The sequence below is a fragment of the Flavobacterium sp. 3HN19-14 genome (genome assembly GCF_051373205.1).
GTDB lineage: Bacteria > Bacteroidota > Bacteroidia > Flavobacteriales > Flavobacteriaceae > Flavobacterium.
In genome coordinates, this window is sequence record NZ_JBPPZT010000001.1 from 2,296,715 (window position 1) to 2,316,124 (window position 19,410).

Annotated in this window: 9 protein-coding genes and 6 pseudogenes; 6 read left to right on the forward strand and 9 right to left on the reverse strand. The window is 40.7% G+C overall.

The features are described from left to right. Nucleotides 1–61: 61 nt before the first annotated feature. The 4 genes and pseudogenes from ACSLFW_RS12435 to gcvT all read right to left on the reverse strand — a co-directional run bounded on the left by ACSLFW_RS12435 (nucleotide 62) and on the right by gcvT (nucleotide 4,128). Nucleotides 62–772: a YebC/PmpR family DNA-binding transcriptional regulator gene (locus tag ACSLFW_RS12435; protein WP_436556011.1), complete on the reverse strand. Its 711-nt coding sequence runs from the start codon at nucleotides 770–772 to the stop codon at nucleotides 62–64. Nucleotides 773–874: 102 nt separating this feature from the next. Then, nucleotides 875–1,360 (reverse strand): carboxy terminal-processing peptidase, encoded by a 486-nt coding sequence (locus ACSLFW_RS12440; protein WP_436557444.1) that lies wholly within the window; start codon nucleotides 1,358–1,360, stop codon nucleotides 875–877. A gap of 60 nt (nucleotides 1,361–1,420) precedes the next feature. Next, nucleotides 1,421–2,927: pseudogene (locus ACSLFW_RS12445) on the reverse strand (S41 family peptidase); the annotation flags it as partial. Between the two features lie 120 nt (nucleotides 2,928–3,047). Further along, nucleotides 3,048–4,128 (reverse strand): annotated as a pseudogene (gene gcvT, locus ACSLFW_RS12450) (glycine cleavage system aminomethyltransferase GcvT). Nucleotides 4,129–4,392: 264 nt separating this feature from the next. Between gcvT and ACSLFW_RS12455 the strand changes: the two are divergent. The 4 genes and pseudogenes from ACSLFW_RS12455 to ACSLFW_RS12470 all read left to right on the forward strand — a co-directional run bounded on the left by ACSLFW_RS12455 (nucleotide 4,393) and on the right by ACSLFW_RS12470 (nucleotide 7,788). After that, entirely contained in the window at nucleotides 4,393–5,238 is an 846-nt protein-coding gene (locus ACSLFW_RS12455) for an NAD(P)H-hydrate dehydratase (protein ID WP_436556012.1), read from the forward strand. Nucleotides 5,239–5,390: 152 nt separating this feature from the next. After that, nucleotides 5,391–6,265: pseudogene (locus ACSLFW_RS12460) on the forward strand (carbon-nitrogen hydrolase). Nucleotides 6,266–6,321: 56 nt separating this feature from the next. After that, nucleotides 6,322–6,675, forward strand: a complete 354-nt coding sequence (locus ACSLFW_RS12465; RefSeq protein WP_436556013.1) for a four helix bundle protein — start codon at nucleotides 6,322–6,324, stop codon at nucleotides 6,673–6,675. 3 nt (nucleotides 6,676–6,678) lie between these two features. Next, nucleotides 6,679–7,788 (forward strand): agmatine deiminase family protein, encoded by a 1,110-nt coding sequence (locus ACSLFW_RS12470; RefSeq protein ID WP_436556014.1) that lies wholly within the window; start codon nucleotides 6,679–6,681, stop codon nucleotides 7,786–7,788. Between the two features lie 359 nt (nucleotides 7,789–8,147). On the opposite strand, the gene ACSLFW_RS12475 is transcribed toward ACSLFW_RS12470, so the two are convergent. The 3 genes and pseudogenes from ACSLFW_RS12475 to ACSLFW_RS12485 all read right to left on the reverse strand — a co-directional run bounded on the left by ACSLFW_RS12475 (nucleotide 8,148) and on the right by ACSLFW_RS12485 (nucleotide 12,922). Next, on the reverse strand, nucleotides 8,148–8,663 hold the full coding sequence (locus ACSLFW_RS12475) for a DUF421 domain-containing protein (protein ID WP_436556015.1): 516 nt from the start codon (nucleotides 8,661–8,663) through the stop codon (nucleotides 8,148–8,150). 208 nt (nucleotides 8,664–8,871) lie between these two features. After that, nucleotides 8,872–10,244, reverse strand: a pseudogene (gene rimK, locus ACSLFW_RS12480) (30S ribosomal protein S6--L-glutamate ligase). Between the two features lie 136 nt (nucleotides 10,245–10,380). Then, nucleotides 10,381–12,922 (reverse strand): annotated as a pseudogene (locus ACSLFW_RS12485) (ATP-dependent Clp protease ATP-binding subunit). Nucleotides 12,923–13,183: 261 nt separating this feature from the next. Here ACSLFW_RS12485 and gyrA point away from each other — a divergent pair. Further along, a pseudogene (gyrA, locus tag ACSLFW_RS12490) lies at nucleotides 13,184–15,763 on the forward strand (DNA gyrase subunit A). Between the two features lie 21 nt (nucleotides 15,764–15,784). After that, the gene (locus tag ACSLFW_RS12495) at nucleotides 15,785–17,146 is read left to right on the forward strand and encodes a tetratricopeptide repeat protein (protein WP_436556016.1); all 1,362 of its coding nucleotides are present in this window, start codon (nucleotides 15,785–15,787) and stop codon (nucleotides 17,144–17,146) included. 38 nt (nucleotides 17,147–17,184) lie between these two features. On the opposite strand, the gene ACSLFW_RS12500 is transcribed toward ACSLFW_RS12495, so the two are convergent. Then, the gene (locus tag ACSLFW_RS12500; protein WP_436556017.1) at nucleotides 17,185–17,946 is read right to left on the reverse strand and encodes a C40 family peptidase; all 762 of its coding nucleotides are present in this window, start codon (nucleotides 17,944–17,946) and stop codon (nucleotides 17,185–17,187) included. A gap of 78 nt (nucleotides 17,947–18,024) precedes the next feature. Then, on the reverse strand, nucleotides 18,025–19,203 hold the full coding sequence (locus tag ACSLFW_RS12505; protein WP_436556018.1) for an acetyl-CoA C-acyltransferase: 1,179 nt from the start codon (nucleotides 19,201–19,203) through the stop codon (nucleotides 18,025–18,027). Nucleotides 19,204–19,410: the final 207 nt, after the last annotated feature.

A 19,410-nucleotide genomic window follows, 5' to 3' on the forward strand; every position in this document is an offset into this window, starting at 1 on the left:
ATTTCCCCGAAGCTTATATTTATGTTCTGCTGACTTTAGCCTTTCGACTTTGGACTTTCGACTACTCTTGCATTGTATGATAAACGTTCATCACGTCATCATCTTCCTCAATTTTCTCAATCAATTTCTCAACATCAGCCATTTGGGCTTCAGTCAATTCTTTCGTTACTTGCGGAATCCTTTCAAATCCTGAAGAAAGAATTTCGATATTCCTGCTTTCGAGCTCTTTCTGAATTGCGCCAAAACTCTCGAAAGGCGCATAAATCAAAATGCCGTCTTCGTCTGCAAAAATCTCTTCGGCACCGAAATCGATGAATTCCAATTCCATTTCCTCAACGTCGATTCCTGCTGCCGGAATTCGGAAATTACAAGTGTGGTCGAACATAAATTCCACCGAGCCCTGCGTTCCCATCGTACCATTACACTTATTAAAATAACTGCGGATGTTGGCCACAGTTCTGTTGTTATTATCGGTTGCGGTTTCAATCAAAAGTGCGATTCCGTGTGGCGCATAGCCTTCGAATAATGCTTCTTTGTAGTTCGCCGTATCTTTATCGGTTGCTTTTTTGATGGCGCGTTCAACGTTCTCTTTCGGCATGTTGGCTGCTTTCGCATTCTGCATTACCGCCCTGAGTCTCGAATTGGCTTCCGAATTCGGACCGCCTTCTTTCACGGCCATTACGATATCTTTTCCTATTCTTGTAAAGGCTTTGGCCATTGCCGACCAACGTTTCATTTTACGGCCTTTCCTGAATTCAAACGCTCTTCCCATATATTGTAATAAATTTTTTCAGATGTGAATGCAAAAATACGGTTTCCGTCGTTTTTGCAAATTCCGCACCGTAATTTCCGAATTTTGTTATTGTGATTTAAATCAATCGGTTACCTTCTTCAGCTTATTGAAATCGCCTATAATGCCAACCGCTTCCTCAAGATAAGGATTGGCCTGCACATCTTTCATTTTGTAAGTATTGATTTCTTTCAGCAGTGCATCTGCGTCAATCCTGACTTTTTCGTACGAAGTATTAGAAATCCTGCAATTCGTCGGACGTGCCGTAATCTGTTTTACTTTCTTCCACAAAACATCGATGTTATGAATTTCCTTGTAAACATCAGCAAATGCTAACCTCACCGGCGGCCTGATATTGTCATAAACCACATTGATTTCCTCATTTATTTTTGCAAGTTCCTGGCAACGCGCATTGGTTTTCACGCGGTCAAGGCTCATTGCAATTATTTCGTCATTATAGGTGGAAGCGTAATATTTCTGGAATTTTGCTTTGGTAACAATCTGGTCGTATGGCAACGCCGTCTTGTAATCCTTTTCGCGATCGATGACATTATCGAAAAGCACCGGCATCGGCACATCAGGAATAATGCCTTTTATCTGGTTGCTGTCGCCTGTGATACGATAAAATTTCTGAATTGTCACTTTTGCATAATCATCTTCGTTTTTTTCATCAATTGGTAAAATCACCTGCATCGAAGCCTTTCCCAAAGAAGTTGCGCCAACGACAATCGCACGGCTGTAATCCTGCATCGCGGCCGTAAAAACTCACTCGCCGAAGCGGAATTTCCGTTGATTAGAACCACTAATGGCCAGTTGTAAACGCTGCCGCGGTTCTGATCTTTAAGGATAGTTTGCTTATTCCTGTTGTCTGACAATACTGAAACCGTCCATAATCGATGAACATTCCCGCCAATTTGATCGCTTCTTCCATCGATCCGCCGCCGTTATCCTGTAAGTCGATTACGAGTCCGTCGATTTTATCTTTTTGCAGTTTTACAATTTCTTTCGCAACATCATCGGCACAACCATGGGCAGAATTCCCTTCAAAATCAGTATAAAAACTCGGAAGGCTGATGTAGCCGACGCGCGCGCCATTTTCAGCAATAAAACTCGTAACGGTATTATCTGAGGCTTTCATGACCTGCTTTTTGAGCACAACATCCAGTAAAGAGCCATTTTTCTTGCGAATCGTAAATTCGATATTCTTATTAGCATCGGAAAAAATGATTTCGCCGATTGTTTCAAGCGAAGCGCACGAAACCCAATAATCAATGCCTTTTCCGTTGGAAACTTTTACGATGATATCGTCTTTGTCGATTTTCTTGCTTTTGGCTGCCGGGCTGCCGGGAACGACTTCAGCTACGACAATTTCTTCATTTTCATTGATTGATAGGTTCAGTCCGAGCGACAAATTGTTGGTCGATAATGCCGACATGAAACTCGTCTTGGTATCCAGCGAAAAATAATTAGAATGCGGATCGTAATAATTGCAGAAAATATCCAGAAAATCATTCGAAAGCGAAGTTTCCATATCTTCTTTGCTGTCGATGATATTATTGATTTTGCAGAGTGTCGTTTCGAAAATCTTCTTACGCGATGCGGTTTCAAGTTCAGTAAAATGCTGTTGCAGCGAATCCGGATTGTTGCTCAGTTTTGAAATATCTTCGAGAATATCAAAGCGCATTCTTTTCTTCAGGCTTCTTTCCAAACCGGCTTCGTCTAAATCAAAAGGGAAATTTTTCTTGCTGAATTTCACACTGTCATTCGTGGCATAATCGAATGGTATTTTCTGCAGTTTTTCAACAATCGCCTTTTTTCTCGTAAGTGCCGATTTATATGTATTCACGAATTCCTTCATGAAACTGCAATTGTTATCGCGAATATAATCATCAAGCAAAAGCCTGTTTTTGCTGAGCTTCTCGTATTCTTCTTTCGTAAAAATATTCCGGTTGATGTCGAGCTTGTCCATAAAAGTATCAAACACAAAAACCGATAAACTGTCGTCTATCGGCTTCGGATGATAATGCTCGCGCTGCATCAACGTATTGATTTTATTGAGAGTCTGACAGGTTTTAGCGCCATTTTGCCCGAATAGGGAAAACGAAAAAAGCAATGCACACAGGAAAAATTTCCTCATAACCCGGTTGGGATTTTTATTAATTATTTTCGCCGTGAAGGCACAAAGACACAAAGATACAAAGTTTTAAAAATCTTAGCGACTTAGCGCCCTTGTGTATTCGTGGCAAAACTTGATGTCTTATTTCTTATAAAATGGCAACTTCACCACTTTCGCTGCAACATCATTTTTACGGATTCGGATAAAAATTTCGCTGTCAACAGCACTGTTTTCGGAAGTTACGTAACCCAATCCGATGCCTTTGTTCATCGAAGGCGACATGGTTCCGGAAGTCACAATCCCAATAACCTTGCCATCTGCATCAACAATTTCATAATCCTGACGCGGCACGCCTCTTTCCGTCAATTCAAAACCAACTAATTTTCTTGAAACGCCGGCTTCTTTCTGCTTTTTCAGGTTTTCAGAATTGGTGAAATCTTTGGTGAATTTCGTGATCCAGCCCAAACCTGCTTCAAGCGGAGAAGTTGTATCGTTGATGTCGTTTCCGTATAAACAAAAGCCCATTTCCAAACGCAAAGTGTCTCTCGCTGCTAATCCAATCGGTTTTATTCCAAAGTCTGCACCAGCTTCAAAAACTTTATTCCAAATGGTTTCAACCTGTTCATTTTTGCAGTAAATCTCAAATCCGCCGAGCCGGTGTAACCAGTTGCAGAAATAATCACATCGTCAAATCCGGCAAAATCGCCTACTTCAAAATGATAGTAAGCTATTTTCGACAAGTCGATTGAACTTAATGATTGCATCGCTTCCACAGCTTTTCGCCTTTGAATTGCCAACAAAGAGTAGTCTTCAGACGCATTTGTCATAGCAACACCCAAATCATTATGCGCCGAAATCCAATCCCAATCCTTATCAATATTCGAAGCATTTACAACCAGCAAATACTTTTCTTCACCCATTTTATAAACAATCAGATCGTCAACAATTCCGCCGTCATTATTAGGCAAACACGAATATTGCGCGCGCCCGACTGTCAAAACCGAAGCGTCATTCGACGTCACTTTCTGTATCAAAGCCAGCGCATTCGGACCGAAAGAAAAAACTCGCCCATGTGCGACACGTCAAAAACGCCCACGCCATTGCGAACGGTTTCGTGTTCGGCATTCACACCTTCATACAAAATCGGCATATTATAGCCGGCAAACGGCAGCATTTTCGCTCCTAAACTCTCGTGGACATGCGTAAGCGCAGTATTTTTCATCGTAAAATTTTAACGGGTTTTAATCCCGCTAATGTATTATTTTTTTTGCTGTTTTTGAAGTTTTTTTTGAAGCTATTCCGGCTGTCCACTACTATCTTTTCCCGCCTAAAGAAGGCGGCAAAAGGATAGCCGTTTCCATCCGGGCTAGGGCATTTGTGAAATTAATAGCATTCGGATTTTCGAAAGAAATTATATTCTTATTAATTTTATACCAGACCTAACAGGTTTTGAAAACCTGTTAGGTCTTTTGAACAAACAAAACCTATGAAAAAACCAGTCAAAATCACCAAAGCCAAAATCCAGAAAATCTACAAACCCGCAGCCGCCAACGCACACAAAGGCACGCATGGCCAAGCTTTATTAATCGGCGGAAGCTATGGGAAAATCGGCGCCGTCTGCCTTTCATCAAAAGCCGCCCTGCAATCCGGTTGCGGACTCGTAACCGCCTTCCTTCCCAAATGCGGCTACGAAATCATCCAGACCGCAATCCCTGAAGTCATGGCGATTACAGACAAAAATCAAAATGAAATATCAAAAATCAAATTCAATATCATTACGCAGGCCATCGGAATCAGTCCGGGGATAGGGCAGAAGCGCTCAACGGCAAAAGCACTCCATAAATTCCTGAAAAGCAACAAAACACCTTTAGTCATCGACGCCGACGCGCTCAATATCTTATCGGAAAATAAAGAATGGTTATCACTTTTGCAACCCAAAACCATCCTGACACCACATCCCAAAGAACTCGAAAGACTAATAGGAAAATCAGCATCCGAAATCGAAAAATTTGAAAAAGCCAACGCATTCGCCACAAAACATAAAATAATCATCGTCATGAAAGACGCGCCAACCTTTATCACCGACGGCGAAAATATTTATGAAAACACCACCGGAAACGCAGCATTAGCAACCGCGGGAAGCGGCGACGTCTTAACGGGAATTATTACAGGTTTGCTGGCACAATCCTACGAACCAATCGCCGCCGCAACATTAGCGGTATACTTGCACGGACTTTCAGCCGACATCGCTTTACCAGAAACCGGAACTGAATCGTTTATTGCCTCTGATATCTTAAAATATTTAGGTAAAGCTTATTTAAGTCTGAAATGACTTACCGCAAAGGCACAAAGACGCAAAGCCGCTAAGTTTTTAAGTTTTTTTTCTTTGCGCCTTAGCGTCTTTGTGTCTTAGAGTTGTATTTAGCGTCTTATCTTCTGAACTTTTTTCCGTAAATTTGCAGCCTTAATTTCATACAAAAAACCATGTCAAACGTAAAAATTGGATTGGTGCAAATGTCCTGCGTTGCCGATAAACAGGCGAATCTTGACAAAGCCATCCGCGAAATCAGGGTTGCTGCCAAAGACGGCGCGCAAATTGTCTGTCTTCAGGAATTGTTCACGTCGCTTTACTTCTGTGACGTTGAAGATTACGATAATTTTGAACTCGCAGAACCGATTCCGGGGAAATCTACCGCCGCACTTTCTGAAATCGCTGCCGAATTGGGTGTTGTAATTATTGCTTCACTGTTCGAAAAAAGGGCAGAAGGCCTTTACCATAATACTACCGCAGTCATTGACGCTGACGGGAAATACCTCGGAAAATACCGCAAAATGCACATTCCTGACGATCCGGCGTTTTATGAAAAATTCTACTTTACGCCGGGCGATTTAGGCTATAAAGTTTTCGATACCAAATTCGCCAGAATCGGAATCCTGATTTGCTGGGCCAATGGTATCCGGAAGCCAGCAGGATTACCGCTTTGATGGGCGCAGAGATCATGTTCTACCCGACGGCAATCGGCTGGGCGACTTCTCAGGATGAAGAGACCAATAAAGACCAATACGAATCATGGCAAATCATACAGCGTTCGCACGCAGTTGCAAATGGCATTCCTGTAGTAAGCGTTAATCGTGTGGGTTTTGAACAGGATGGCGCGATGAAATTCTGGGGCGGAAGTTTCGTAGCAAATGGCCAGGGAAAACTTTTATATCTCGGTTCGCATGACAATGAAGAAACAACAGTAGTAGATTTAAATCTCAAGGATTCCAATCATTTTAGAATGCATTGGCCATTTTTAAGGGACAGAAGGATAGATAGTTACCAACCGATAACTAAACGATTCATTGATGAAGATTGAGCATAGTCAAGAAGTCTGAAAGTCAGGAAGTCAGAAAATGTACCAAATTCATTTATATGCCATTTAAGTTTGAAAAATTAATCGTCTGGCAAAAAGCTGTGGAATTATCTGTTGAGGTTAACAGAATATCAAAGAATTTTCCAAAAGAAGAACTTTATGTACTTACATCACAGATAAAAAGAGCTACAGACTCAATTTCTTTAAATATCGCTGAAGGCTCAACCGGACAAACTAATCCTGAGTTCAAAAGATTTCTTTCAATTGCACTGCGCTCTAATATTGAAGTCGTGGCTTGTATACATTTAGCAAGAAAGAGAAATATAATAAATGAAGACGACTTCAAAACAATCTATATTCAATGCGAAGAGATACTTGTAATGATTAATGCACTAAAGAAATCACTTGACTAAATTATGACTTCAAAACTTTCCAACTTTCCGACTTCCGAACTTTCCGACAAGTTGACTCCAAAAGAACTCGGATTTCATTTTCCCGCGGAATTTGAACCGCAGGAAGCGATGTGGTTATCGTGGCCTCACAAAGAAGCGTCATGGCCGGGAAAACTGCATTTGATTTACGATTCGTATTCAGAATTCATTTTACAGGTTGCGGCGCATCAGAAAGTGAACATTAATGTTTCGGATGAAAATATGCAACAATTTGCGGTTTCGGCAATCGCGAATTCTGCTTTCGGGCAAAAATCTAATCTTGATTTGTTATTGCAGAATATCCATTTTTATCTTCATCCGACAAATGACGCCTGGTGCCGCGATCACGGACAGGCATTTTTGGTCAACCGCGAAACCGGGAAAAAAGCAATCGTCGATTGGGGTTACAATGCCTGGGGCGATAAATATCCTCCTTATGATTTGGATGATAATATTCCGACAATGATTGGCGAAAAGCTGGGTCTGCCGGTTTTTTATCCCGAAATAGTGATGGAAGGCGGAAGTGTTGAATTCAACGGAAAAGGTACAATCCTGACCACGACGGCCTGTCTTCTCAATAAAAACAGAAATCCGCATTTGTCTCAAAAGGAAATCGAGCAATATCTTTGTGATTATTACGGCGCCAATCATATTTTATGGCTTGGCGACGGAATTGTCGGAGACGACACTGATGGCCACATCGACGATATTACACGTTTTGTCAATGAAAATACGGTTGTCACGGTTGTTGAAGAAAACAAATCTGATGACAATTACAAATTGCTTCAGGAAAATCTGCATTCGCTCAAAAAAATGCGATTACAGGATGAGAAGCAACTGAACATCATCGAATTGCCAATGCCAAAAGCGGTGATTTACGAAGACCAAAGATTGCCGGCTTCCTATGCAAACTTCTATATTTCGAATGAAAGCGTTATTGTTCCGACTTTCCGCGATGATAAAAATGATGTAAAAGCACTTGATATATTGCAGGACACTTTTAAAAGCAGAAAAGTAATCGGGATCGATTCGACTGATTTGATTTGGGGATTGGGAAGCTTTCATTGCCTGAGCCAACAGGAACCGAAGGTGTAATTTCAATTTCAAATCAATATCAATATCAAAAATCAAATTAAGTTTGTTGCACAAAATTGAAATTTGATATTGCCATTGCTATTAAATTTTTCCGCGTTGTAATCCTTTCGCTGTTAACGCGTTAAAGAAACCATAAAGTTAAACGCAAGGTTTTTTATATCGGCAGAAAAATGGTAATTTCATTTTGTAGTTCAGATTTATGATGAATTTCGATTGAAAATCCAAATAAACCGCAAAGTACTGTCAACGTTAACTGCCGGAAATAAATCCAGAATTTACAATAAGAGAGGCCTTGATTCGCTAAGTGCCTCTCTTTTTATTTTAGATTTCAGATTGTAGATTTGAAGATTTTACATTCGTTAATTCATCCGCATTAAGCTTCTTCTGTTCTTGCGGCGTTTGTAATGCGTTTGCTTCAGGTTTTTATCGCCTGAAATGATGCTGATGTTGCCGTCCATTTCTAAAATCGCAAGCTTTACATCTTTGATGTTTTCGATGCCGTGTTCATGAACAGCTTCCATTAATTCATCGTGAGTTATATTTTCGCTTGCTAATTTCTTAAAATCAGCTTTCCCGTCATGGAACAAAATTTGTGCTTTTTCTTCGAATAAATTACTGAAGAACTTGTATTTGAAAATGAGTTTTTTAACTATAAAATTCAATATAAAAAGCACTGCCGCCGCCGCCAATCCACCTGATAAACTTGTATCACTCCCGACCATTGCATTCTGAACAGAATTACTGATGAGTAATATCAGGATGACATCGGCGGTGTTGAGTTGCGAAAGTTCTTTCTTCCCGAAAACACGTAAAGCAACAACCATAAAAAGGTATACGGCAGTGCTGCGAAGAATAATATCTAAATACGGATTCATTAACGGTTAAGAAAGTCAGTTTTCTCGTCACTTATCAATTTCACAATCAATAATAAAATAGCTATTGCTTGTATGGAAGTTGTAATTAACAGAAATGAATTAGCAAATTCTAAGTGAATAATCTTAAAAAACGCCCCGAAAATGTCTGCCAAAAACGCGATCAGGAACAAAACGAGTAAGTGTTTATATTTCATAATGGGTTAGGTTTTCAATGTTTGTGCCTGAAATTTTTCTCAATGGCGAGAATCATTTCTCCGGCAATATCCTTATTGGTTGCGCCTTCAATTCCTTCTAATCCCGGAGAGGAATTGACTTCAAGCAATAACGGCACTTTTGAAGAGCGAATGATGTCAACGCCGGCGACTTTCAAATCCATTGCTTTTGCGGCTTTTATTGCGATTCTTTTTTCTTCGGCAGTTACTTTTACAATTGACGCCGTTCCGCCAAGGTGAATATTGGCGCGGAATTCTCCAGGCAACGCTTCACGCTGTATGGCGGCCACTACTTTTCCATCGATCACAAAACAGCGAATGTCTTTTCCATTGGCTTCTTTGATGAATTCCTGTACTAAAATATTGGCATTTAAGCTTTTAAAAGCATTGATTACTGATTCGGCTGCTTTTTTGGTTTCTGCCAAAACCACGCCTTTTCCTTGCGTTCCTTCGAGTAATTTCACGATTAATGGCGGTCCGCCGACCATTTTAATCAAATCATTTGTATCCAAAGGCGAATTGGCGAATCCGGTTGTCGGGATGTCAACACCATGATTAAGAAGTAATTGCAATGAATATAATTTGTCTCGAGATTGCGTAATTGCTGACGAAGAATTCAAACAAAAAACTTTCAAAGCCTCAAATTGTCGTGTCAAAGCGCAACCATAAAAAGTAATGCTTGGACGAATTCTCGGAATAATAGCATCGAAATCGTTCAGAGTTCTTCCGCCGCGATAATGAATTTCAGGCGCCGTCGCATCGAGTTTCATATAACATTCCTTGATGTTGAGGAAATGCATTTCATGACCGCGCATTTCACCGGCTTCCATGATGCGTTTGTTGCTGTATAGTTCGGGATTGCTGGCCAAAACACCAATGCGTAATCCTTTTTTTTCTGTAAATGAGGTTTTGTATAACTCTTTCAGGTATTCTGCAGAGGGTTGCCCAAAAGATATTTTTCTTCAGGATCAACCAAACAACGGCCTTTCATGGCTTCGCGGCCTAAAAGCATGCGAAAACCCATCGAGTCACGGTTGGTCAGCGTAATTTCAACAGACCAGTGTTGTCCGCCAATTTCGAGTTCGGCACCAATGACATAGCGTTGTTCGCGAAAACCGCTGGAGCTTTTTACGATTCTTTTTCCTACTAATTTTGCTTCGCAATGAATGATGGTTTTGACGTTATTCTGAATCGGATTGATGTCGAATTTGACCCAATTCTCTTCATTTTTAATAAAAGGCGCAATATTGATGGCGTGTAGTGCAGAAGTCTTGGCACCCGAATCAACGCGCGCCTTAATCGTCGGTATTCCCAAAATAGGGAAGGAACACCATTCTTCACTGCCGACGATAACTTTTTCCTGTAACATTTTTTGAATTTTGATTGATTGGATACCAAATGTAGAATATTTGCTTGTAAATAAAACTAAGATTTTCCTAAAAAAAACAAACCCGTAACACTGGGTTAATGTTACGGGTTGATTGAGAATATTTTGAATTTAAAACTTAATTCGTAGGCTCTTCGGCTTTCTGAACTTTCACGTTTAATTCCTGTGCGTCGTCTTCGATATCCATGTAGATTTCGTCGCCGGCGCCAATTTTAGAAGTAATTATTTCTTCTGCCAAAGCATCTTCAACATACTTTTGAATAGCACGTTTTAAAGGTCTTGCGCCGAATTGCTTGTCGAAACCTTTCTCTGCGATAAATGCTTTTGCTTTATCAGAAAGATTCAATCTGTAGCCCAAATCGGCGATTCTTGCGTACAATTTCTTCAATTCGATTTCAATAATCAGGTCGATATCGTGTTTTTCCAAAGCATTGAAAACAATAACGTCGTCAATCCTGTTCAGGAATTCAGGTGCGAATGATTTTTTCAAAGCATTTTCAATGATAGCTTTTGAATTTTCATCTGCTTGTGAAATTTTCGCGGCGGTTCCAAATCCGACACCTTGGCCAAAATCCTTCAACTGGCGAGCCCCAATGTTGGAAGTCATGATGATAATCGTATTTTTAAAGTCGATTTTACGGCCTAAACTATCAGTCAAATAACCATCGTCGAGAACCTGCAACATCATATTGAAGACATCCGGATGCGCTTTTTCAATCTCATCTAAAAGTACAACTGCATATGGCTTTCTTCTTACTTTTTCTGTCAGCTGTCCGCCTTCCTCATAACCGACGTATCCCGGAGGCGCGCCGACCAATCTTGAAATGGCGAATTTTTCCATGTATTCGCTCATGTCGATGCGAACCAAAGCATCTTCAGAATCGAACAATTCTTTCGCCAATACTTTTGCTAATTGCGTTTTACCAACTCCAGTCTGTCCGAGGAAAATAAATGAACCAATCGGGCGGTTCGGGTCTTTCAATCCGGCGCGGTTTCTTTGGATGGAACGTGCAATTTTTAACACTGCATCGTTTTGTCCAATTACCTTATCCTTAATTAGTTCCGGTAATTTAGCTAATTTATTACTTTCGGTCTGTGCGATACGATTTACCGGAATTCCGGTCATCATCGAAACGACATCCGCAACGTTATCTTCTGTTACTAAAATGCGGTTTGATTTAGAATCTTCTTCCCATTGTTCCTGAGCGATTGCAAGATCTTTTTCGATACGTTTTTCATCGTCGCGTAATTTCGCTGCTTCTTCGTATTTCTGTTTTTAACGACAGTGTTTTTGAGTTCGCGTACTTCTTCTAACTGACGTTCCAAATCCAGAATTTGTTTCGGGACATCAATGTTTGTAATGTGAACACGTGATCCGGCTTCATCTAAAGCATCAATCGCTTTGTCCGGAAGAAAACGTTCCGACATGTAGCGGTTCGTCAACTTCACGCAAGCTTCAATCGCTTCCTGAGTGTAAGTAACGTTATGGTGGTCTTCGTATTTATTTTTGATGTTGTTCAGGATTGTAATCGTTTCCTCAACAGAAGTCGGCTCGACAATCACTTTCTGGAAACGACGTTCCAAAGCGCCATCTTTTTCAATATACTGGCGGTATTCGTCAAGTGTAGTAGCACCAATACATTGGATTTCGCCTCTTGCTAATGCGGGTTTGAACATATTTGATGCATCCAGTGAACCTGTCGCGCCGCCGGCACCAACGATTGTATGGATTTCGTCAATAAAAAGGATGATGTCGTCGTTTTTCTCGAGCTCATTCATTACCGCTTTCATTCTTTCCTCAAACTGTCCGCGGTATTTTGTTCCGGCTACTAAACTCGCCAAATCAAGCGTCACAACGCGTTTGTTGAAAAGAATCCGGGATACTTTTTCTGAATGATTCTTAGTGCCAACCCTTCTGCAATCGCTGATTTACCAACGCCCGGCTCTCCAATTAAAAGCGGATTGTTTTTCTTTCTTCGACTTAAAATTTGTGAAACGCGTTCGATTTCTTTCTCACGTCCTACGACAGGGTCTAATTTCCCTTCTTCGGCCATTTCGGTCAAATCGCGTCCAAAGTTGTCTAAAACAGGCGTTTTAGATTTTTTATTGGACTTATTGGCGGGATTATTAAAATTATCTCCTTTAAGACTGTCATCTTGTCCTGAATCTTCGTTGTAAGATTCGTTTTTCGGTAAATTTTCCAAAAATTCTTCTTCGTTTGGCGTCATGTTTAAATATTGTTCTTTAGCTGTATCGTAATCGATTTTAAGTTTATTCAACAGCTTGGTGGTAGGATCATTTTCGTTTCTCAATATACACAATAAAAGGTGCGCGGTGCTTATCGAGGTGCTCTGGAAGACTTTTGCTTCCAGAAAAGTGGTTTTTAATGCGCGTTCTGCCTGGCGTGTAAGGTGTAAGTTTTTCTTATCATTGCTGATTTCAACAGTCGGATTGGCAGGGCTAAGAATTTCAACTTTTCTGCGAAGATGTTCGAGATCTACAGACAGATTGTTAAGTATATTGATAGCTTTTCCATTACCATCCCGTAAAATGCCGAGCATAAGATGTTCCGTCCCAATAAAGTCGTGGCCTAAACGAAGCGCCTCTTCTTTGCTGTACGTGATTACATCCTTGACTCTAGGTGAAAAATTATCATCCATATTAATAGATATTGTAATGTAAATTTAATGAATTTATTGTGGAAAAGCAAAAACCGTACCCTGACATATGTACTGACAGCTAAGTGACAAAAAATATCAATTCCCGAAAGTTAAATCAGAAATAATTTATTAACCGAAAAGTACGCGTCTTTTGTTAATAAATCAGGGAAATTTCTCCAAATATATATACGAAAAATAGCCCGAAAGGGTTATATTAGCAAGATTTTTTAACCAAAATAATTTTTTTAAAATAACTATAATATGTCTGACGGAGAAAAGTTAATTCCTATAAACATCGAAGACGAAATGAAATCAGCTTACATCGATTATTCGATGTCGGTAATTGTCTCTCAGAGCGCTTCCGGATGTCAGGGATGGCTTAAAGCCAGTACACCGCCGGGTGCTTTACGGAATGTATGAATTAGGAGTCCTTTCCAACAGGGCGCACAAGAAATCAGCGAGAATCGTCGGTGAGGTTTTGGGTAAATACCACCCGCACGGCGATACTTCGGTTTATGACGCGATGGTGCGTATGGCGCAGGAATGGAGTTTACGTTATTTATTGGTCGACGGACAAGGTAACTTCGGTTCTGTCGATGGCGATAGTCCGGCAGCAATGCGTTATACCGAGGCCAGAATGAAGAAGATTTCGGAAGAAATCATGGCCGATATCGACAAAGAAACCGTTGATTTTCAATTGAACTTTGATGATACTTTATATGAGCCGAAAGTAATGCCTACGAAAGTGCCGAATCTATTGATTAACGGTGCTTCCGGAATTGCAGTAGGTATGGCAACGAATATGCCGCCGCACAACTTAACCGAAGTTGTTGACGGAACTTTAGCCTACATAGACAATGAAGATATAGAAATCGACGAATTAATGAACTACATCAAAGCACCCGATTTCCCTACAGGCGGTGTGATTTATGGTTATGAAGGCGTTCGTGAAGCATTTAAAACCGGTCGTGGCCGTATCGTAATGCGTGCCAAAGTCGCTTTTGAAGAAGTTGACGGACGCGAATCAATCATCGTTTCTGAAATTCCGTATCAGGTCAACAAAGCTGATATGATCAAGAAAACGGCTGATTTGGTCAATGACAAAAAAATCGAAGGCATTGCCAACATCCGCGACGAATCGGACAGGAACGGTATGCGTATCGTTTACATCCTGAAACGTGATGCGGTGCCGAATGTGGTGCTCAATACCTTGTATAAATTCACGCAATTGCAGTCATCTTTCAGTGTGAACAACATCGCACTCGTAAAAGGCCGTCCGCAAATGCTGAACCTTAAAGATCTGATCCATTATTTCGTTGAACACCGTCATGATGTGGTGGTGCGTCGTACGACTTACGATTTGCGCAAAGCGGAAGAAAGAGCGCACATCTTAGAAGGATTGATTATCGCTTCTGACAATATTGATGAAGTAATCGCTATCATCCGTGCTTCTGCCAATACCGATCAGGCACGCGAAAGATTGATGGAGCGTTTCAAATTGTCCGACATTCAGTCGAAAGCAATTGTCGAGATGCGTCTGCGTCAGCTTACAGGTCTTGAACAGGACAAATTAAGAGCAGAATACGAAGAAATCATGAAATTGATAGAGCATTTACGTGCATTATTGGCAAGTAAAGAACTCAGAATGGAACTGATCAAAGAAGAATTACGTGAAATCCGCGATAAATACGGCGATGCGCGTCGTTCAACCATCGAATATTCAGGTGGAGACGTGAGCATCGAAGATTTGATTGCCGATGAAAATGTGGTAATTACCATTTCGCACGCCGGTTATATCAAGCGTACGCCGCTTTCAGAATACAAAACCCAGAACCGCGGTGGCGTAGGGCAGAAGAGTGCCGGGACACGTGACGCCGATTTCTTAGAGCACATGTATGTGGCGACAAACCACCAATACATGATGTTCTTCACTCAAAAGGAAAATGTTTCTGGATGCGCGTTTACGAAATTCCGGAAGGCAGCAAAACCTCAAAAGGACGTGCGATTCAGAATTTAATCAACATCGAAAGTGACGATAAAGTAAAAGCGTTCATCTGTACGCAGGATTTAAAAGAGCAGGAGTACATCAACAGCCATTACCTTATTATGGTAACAAAACAAGGCCAGGTGAAGAAAACTTCGCTGGAGCAATATTCACGTCCACGTGTCAACGGCGTTGCGGCAATCACCATCCGCGAAGACGATGAATTATTAGAAGCAAAACTGACCAACGGTGAAAGCCAGATTCTGGTCGCTGTAAGATCAGGAAAATTGGTTCGTTTCGAGGAAAGCAAAACGCGTCCGATGGGAAGAACGGCTTCCGGTGTACGCGGCATCACGCTTCAGGACGACAAAGACGAAGTAATTGGCATGGTTGCTGTTAATGATATGAACAGCGAAATTCTGGTTGTGGCCGAAAACGGTTACGGAAAACGTTCAAGCCTTGACGAATACCGCGTGACGAATCGTGGCGGAAAAGGTGTTAAAACTTTGAATATCACGGAAAAAACTGGTAAATTAGTGTCAATCAACAATGTAACTGATGCGGATGATCTGATGATCATCAACAAATTCGGATTGACAATCAGGATGGCCGTTGAAGACTTACGTGTAATGGGTCGTGCCACGCAAGGTGTAAAGCTGATCAACATCAAAGGAAACGACTCCATTGCTGCCGTTACCAAAGTAATGAAAGAAGATGAAGAAGAGGCTTTGGAAGGCGCAGTTGAAGAAGCTGTTTCTGAAGGGCGTCCGTTGGAAACTTCTGATGCTACTTCTGAAGTAAGCGATGATGCTGCTGAACCGATTTCAGATGATGCGGATACCGATAACGAAGAATAATCAATTTTTAAAAACAATTATATGAAAATGAAACATATTGCATTTGCTGCAGCAATGCTCATCTCTGTAGCTAGTTTTGCCCAGAAAGACGAGATGAAAACGTTGAAGAAAATCTACGATAAAGACGAGCCTACTGCAAAAGACGTCACTGAATATAAAGATGCGGTTGCCAAGGCTGAACCTTTAATAGCTTCTTCTACAGAATCGGACAAGGTTTATTTCAAGTATTTTAAGGCAAATATTCCTTTTCTTGAAATGACTGTAGCGCTTGCAAAACCTGAAAATCAACAAAATCCTGCAGCTGCATTAAGTTATTTTACTCCGAAAGTAATCAATGAATTGGCAGTTGCGACTGACGAACTTGTTGAATTTGAGAAAAAAAGTGGTAAAGTAGTTTATACGAAAGAAATCCAGGAAGATTATCCGTCATTCAAGCCAATGCTTTTGAATTACGCAATGTCTCTGGGAAATGACCAGGCAAAACGCTACAAAGATGCCGCGTTGGTGTTGTACAGCATGTATCTTCTCGATAAAAAAGACGGAGAAAATTTGTATTATGCTGCGAGTTATGCCGTAAATGGAGAGGATTACGATACGGCTTTATCTTACTACGATGAACTGAAAAAAATCAATTATTCAGGCGAAGGCACAGCTTATTATGCGGTTAATGTTGCCAACGGCGTTGAAGAATTTTTCAATAACAAAGCTGATCGCGACAGATTTGTAAAGTTGGGTTCGCATAAAAGCCCAAGAGATGAAAAAATTCCATCAAGACGTGGTGAAATCTACAAAAACATCGCGTTGATTTTGGTGCAGAAAGGTAAAAATGCCGAAGCTAAAGCTGCCATCAAAGAAGCGAGAACTAACAATCCACAGGATACTTCGCTGATGATTACTGAAGCCAATTTATATTTGCAGGAAAAAGATTTGACTACTTATAAGTCTTTGATTAATGAAATTCTTGCACAAAATCCTAATAATGCAGAATTGGTATTTAACCTTGGTGTGTTGGCATACCAAAATAAAGAAATGGCTGAGGCTGAGAAATATTACCTTAAGGCAATTGAACTTGACCCGAATTATGGTAACGCCTACCTGAACCTGGCTATCCTTAAATTGGATCCTGAAGAAGGATTGATTAACCAAATGAACGCGCTTGGTACTTCAGCTGCAGAGAACAAAAAATACGAGGTGCTGAAAACGCAACGTTTAAATGTTTTCAAAAGTGCCATTCCATATCTGGAAAAAGCCGTTGAGCTGAATGCAGATAATTTCGAAGCGGCATCAACGCTTTTAAATGTTTACAAGGCACTCGAAATGACCGACAAAGCCAAGCCTTTAAAAGAAAAGGTAGACGCACTTAAAGCCAAACAAGGTAAATAATAAATAAAAAATCCCGAAGCTTAACGTTCGGGATTTTTTTATATAATCTTTTTAATGACCCTGAGTTTGTGTGTATGCCGATTCGTCTCGGCATTGTAAATTCCCAAGTGATCGAGCCTGTCAATGCGCACTTTTCCACTGGCGTGAATGATATAATTGTCTTCCATAATGATGCCAACATGGATGATATTGCCTTCTTCGTTGTCAAAAAACGCCAAATCACCAGGCTCGCTTTCTTCGATAAAACTCAGTGCATCACCCTGTGTTGCCTGCTGTGAAGCATCTCTCAATAAATGATAGCCGTTGAGTTTGTAGACCATTTGTGTAAATCCGGAGCAGTCGATTCCGAATGGGGTTTTCCCACCCCACAAATATGGGGCATTCTGGTAGAGGAAAGAGGTTTCTATGAGATTTGATTTCGGTTTGATACCGCTTACTTTCATGCCTTCAAATTCAAAATTCCCTGTATTGATTTCAGCATGGTTTAAAAACGAAAGTGAGGCACCAAGCGGAACAGGCATCAGCATATTATTCGCGCCTGTAATGTATTCAATGAGGTCAGCATTTAGAATGATGGCGTCTTCAGAAAGTAATTTATATTCTGATTCAGAAATAGATTGGTATTGCTTAGAATCTATCCAACCTTCGTAATTGTCGTACTGAAGCTTGATTTTTGACCATTGTTTCGACTGTTCAATCACCTGGAAATGCTCACCGAATAAGACCTGGGATACAATTTCGCTCCTGTCGCTGGCTTCAAATCTTAAAGGAATAATGGCTAAATTACAGATTCCGTACATTCAGGATCATTTTGAATTTTAAATTACGGGTTAAAGTTACAACCCATAATTTAAAATTCATCATATTGGAATATTTTTTTAAGCTTTTTCGATGACGATTGCAGAGGCACCACCGCCGCCATTACAGATGGCTGCTGCCCCGATTTTGGCATTATTCTGCTCTAAAACATTGATAAGCGTGATGATGATACGAACGCCGGAACATCCCAGCGGATGGCCTAAAGAAACCGCGCCGCCGTTTACATTTACTTTGTCATTGTCTAATCCGAGGATTTTTGCATTTGCTAATCCAACAACAGAAAAAGCTTCGTTAAATTCAAAGAAATCAACATCAGCAATTGAAATTCCTGCTTTGTCCAACGCTTTTGGTAAAGCTTTCGCAGGTGAAGTTGTAAACCATTTTGGTTCCTGTGCTGCATCTGCATAACCTTTGATATAAGCTAACGGTTTTAATCCCAGAGACTGCGCTTTTTCTTCGCTCATCAAAATTACTGCACCAGCGCCATCGTTGATTGTTGAAGCATTGGCAGCAGTTACCGTTCCTTCTTTGGTGAAAACCGCAGCTAAAGTTGGGATTTTATCCAATTTTACATTCGTGTATTCCTCGTCTTTGGTCACCATAATCGGATCACCTTTTCTTTGCGGAACTGCAACCGGAACGACTTCATTGTCAAATTTCCCTGCTTCCCACGCTTTCGCGGAACGCTCGTAAGACTGAATCGCAAAATTATCCTGCTCTTCTCTTGAAATTTTATATTCAGAAGCACATAAATCGGCACAAACCCCCATTGCATTATTGTCGTAAGCATCGGTAAGCCCGTCTTTCTGCATGCCGTCAACCATTGAAGCTGGTCCGAATTTATAACCATTTCTTAAGTGCATGTAATGAGGAATCAGGCTCATATTTTCCATTCCGCCGGCTACGATAATTTCTGCATCGCCAGCCATGATTGCCTGTGCGCCCATCATCACTGCTTTCATTCCGGAAGCGCAAACTTTATTCACAGTCGTTGCAATTACGGTATCCGGCAAACCTGCGAATAATGCTGCTTGTCGTGCAGGTGCCTGACCAACACCAGCCTGAACGACATTGCCCATATAAACTTCGTCAACGAGTTTTGGATCAAGATTGATTTTATCTAAAGCACCTTTAATGGCTGCAGCTCCCAATTTCGGAGCGGTTACAGTTGATAAAGCGCCCATAAAGCTTCCAATTGGTGTTCTTGCTGCTGATACGATTACTACTTTTTTGCTCATTGTGTAGGATATTGTTAGGTTGTGACCTGTTATTTCAGGATATAATAATAATTGTTTAAATCAGTTGCGAATTTAATCAATTTCTGTAAAATAAAAATATGTTTTTTAAGAATATTATATTGTCAGATTTTCTAATGTAACATGTTTTGTTAAATGAGATTCGGAAAATATTTTAAGAAATTAACCTGCTATGCATTTGATTGTTAA